Annotated in this window: 2 protein-coding genes; both read left to right on the top strand. The window is 57.9% G+C overall.

The window, feature by feature from the left end:
• Nucleotides 1-117: 117 nt before the first annotated feature.
• Nucleotides 118-1308 carry a cysteine desulfurase NifS gene (gene nifS, locus QZL66_RS00300; protein WP_022409776.1) on the top strand — a complete coding sequence of 397 codons (1191 nt, stop codon included), beginning with the start codon at nt 118-120 and terminating at the stop codon, nt 1306-1308.
• Entirely contained in the window at nt 1295-1714 is a 420-nt protein-coding gene (gene nifU / locus QZL66_RS00295) for a Fe-S cluster assembly scaffold protein NifU (RefSeq protein WP_022409775.1), read from the top strand. The genes nifS and nifU overlap by 14 nt, the downstream gene beginning before the upstream one ends.
• The last annotated feature ends 685 nt before the right edge of the window (nt 1715-2399 follow it).

The raw sequence follows: 2399 nt of genomic DNA, 5'->3' as shown, positions 1-2399 counted from the left end.
AAATCCGCATATATTTCCTACGAACACAAGCTCTAAAAACCTGCTTCGGGACAATCGCAGATAAACGCAGCAAACCGTCCTCCCGGAGGGCGGTTTTGTTCGAAAGGAGGATACTGCATGCAAGTTTACGCCGACAACGCCGCCACCACCAAGCCCAGCCGCACGGCTCTGGATGCCATGCTGCCGTGCTTTGAACAATTCTACGGGAATCCGTCCAGCCTGCACCATGTGGGACAGGCCGCCGCTGAGGTGCTGCTTCAGGCACGGCAGGACATGGCGGACTGTCTGGGCTGTGAGGCACGGGAGATCTACTTCACCTCCGGTGGCAGCGAGGCCGACAATCAGGCGCTTCGCTCTGCTGCATGGGCGGGGGCACGAAAGGGAAAGAAGCACATCGTTTCCACCGCTTTTGAGCACCACGCCGTTCTGCACACACTGGAACAGCTGAAGGAGGAGGGCTTCACCGTCACCCTGCTGGATGTGCACGAAACCGGACGCATCACGCCGGAGGAGGTGGAGGCTGCCATTCAGCCGGACACCTGTCTGGTGAGTGTGATGTACGCCAACAACGAGATCGGCACCATTGAGCCGATCGCCGAGATCGGCGCCGTCTGCCGCAAGCACGGCGTGCCGTTCCACACCGATGCGGTGCAGGCAGCGGGACACGTGCCGATTCACGTGCGGGAGCAGAACATCGACATGCTTTCTCTGTCCGGCCACAAATTCCACGGTCCCCGTGGGGTGGGTGCGCTCTACGTCCGCAAGGGCATTCCGCTGCGGAGTCTGATCTGCGGCGGTGCGCAGGAGCGGGGCAGGCGTGCCGGCACGGAGAATCTGCCGGCGATCGTGGGCATGGCGGCGGCGCTCAGGGAGGCCTGTGCTGCGCTGCCGGAACACACCGCCTATCTCACCGGACTGCGGGACAAGCTCATCGAGGGACTGCGCACCATTCCCCACAGCATCCTCAACGGCGAGCGCACCCGGCGCCTGCCGGGGAACGTCCACTTCTGCTTTGAGGGCATTGAGGGAGAGTCGCTGCTGCTGCTGCTGGATGCTAAGGGCATCTGCGCCTCCTCCGGCTCGGCGTGCACATCCGGTTCGCTGGATCCCAGCCACGTGCTGCTCGCCATCGGCAGACCCCACGAGATCGCCCACGGCTCTCTGCGGCTGTCGCTGTCGGCGGAGAACACACCGGAAGAAATCGACTATCTGATCGAAACCATCCCCCAGGTTGTGGCGTATCTGCGCAGCATGTCGCCGGTATGGCGGGATTTGCAGGAAGGGAGAAGAAGCTATGTTATACAGTGAAAAGGTCATGGATCACTTTATGAACCCCAGAAACGTGGGCGTGATCGAGGATGCGGACGGCATCGGCGAGGTGGGCAACGCCAAGTGCGGCGACATCATGAAGATCTACCTCAAGGTGGACAATGACATCATCACCGACGTGAAGTTCGAGACCTTCGGCTGCGGTTCTGCCATTGCGTCCAGCTCCATGGCAACGGAAATGATCGCCGGAAAGCCCATCTCGGAGGCGCTGACGCTGACCAACCGTGCCGTTGCAGAGGCACTGGACGGGCTGCCGGCGCACAAGATGCACTGTTCCGTGCTGGCGGAGGAGGCCATCAAGGCTGCCGTCAAGGACTACTACGACAAGAACCATATCGAATATGATCCGGCGATTTTCCGGGAATCGGCGCATGAGGAAGCGTAAAAGCTGCGCTGTTCCGTGTGATTTTGAGAGAGCACTTCGAAATGAAGTGCTCTTTTTTGATGCGGTTTTGCAGGGATAAGCGGGAAAACTGCAAGAGCAAACACAAAAACCATCGTGCAGGAACAAAACGATTTCAGAACCGTTGCCCCGAAAAGGCTGCTCCAGCTGAGCGCAGCTGGCGAGGTGTTCTTAGAGGGCACGTCCCTCTAAGTCGCTGTCCGCAGACAGCGAAATTCCCTGCGCCATGCTTTTGGCGCACGGGGAAGGTGGGTGAGAAAAGCGACAGCTTTTCGAGGGCGGAGCGAACAAGACCGCTCCGCCCTGTTTGCCGTTTGCTGTTATGTGATTTTGGAAACGTTCCGGTGGAACGTTTCCAACGGGATTTCCCTTTGCCGAAATCGACGGACACGGCGCAACCTGTCCCTACGGAAAATGATAGAAAAAACATGTGGCAAAACAAAAAGATGAAGAATATAAGCCTCCCCTGAAAGGGGAGGTGGGCGGCAAAGCCGCTCGGAGGGGTCAATTTCGTTGCAAAATCAAGACAAAGAAAAATTGCAATGTTAGAACCCCTCAGTCAGTGCTGCGCACTGCCAGCTCCCCTTTCAGGGGAGCCTTATTTTTCTTATCTGTTTGTCATGGAAATTCCCGTTGAAAACATTCCACCGGAATGTTTTCAAAATCA

The organism is Ruminococcus sp. CAG:330, from assembly GCF_000437175.1.
GTDB lineage: Bacteria > Bacillota > Clostridia > Oscillospirales > Ruminococcaceae > Ruminococcus_C.
Note: the sequence above shows the minus strand (reverse complement) of the source record. Positions and strands in the feature narration are given on the sequence as shown.

Excerpts from the sequence above, each read along its gene's own strand:
- nifS (WP_022409776.1), top strand. The coding sequence starts at position 118 with ATGCAAGTTTACGCCGACAACGCCGCCACCACCAAGCCCAGCCGCACG.
- nifU (WP_022409775.1), top strand. The coding sequence starts at position 1,295 with ATGTTATACAGTGAAAAGGTCATGGATCACTTTATGAACCCCAGAAAC.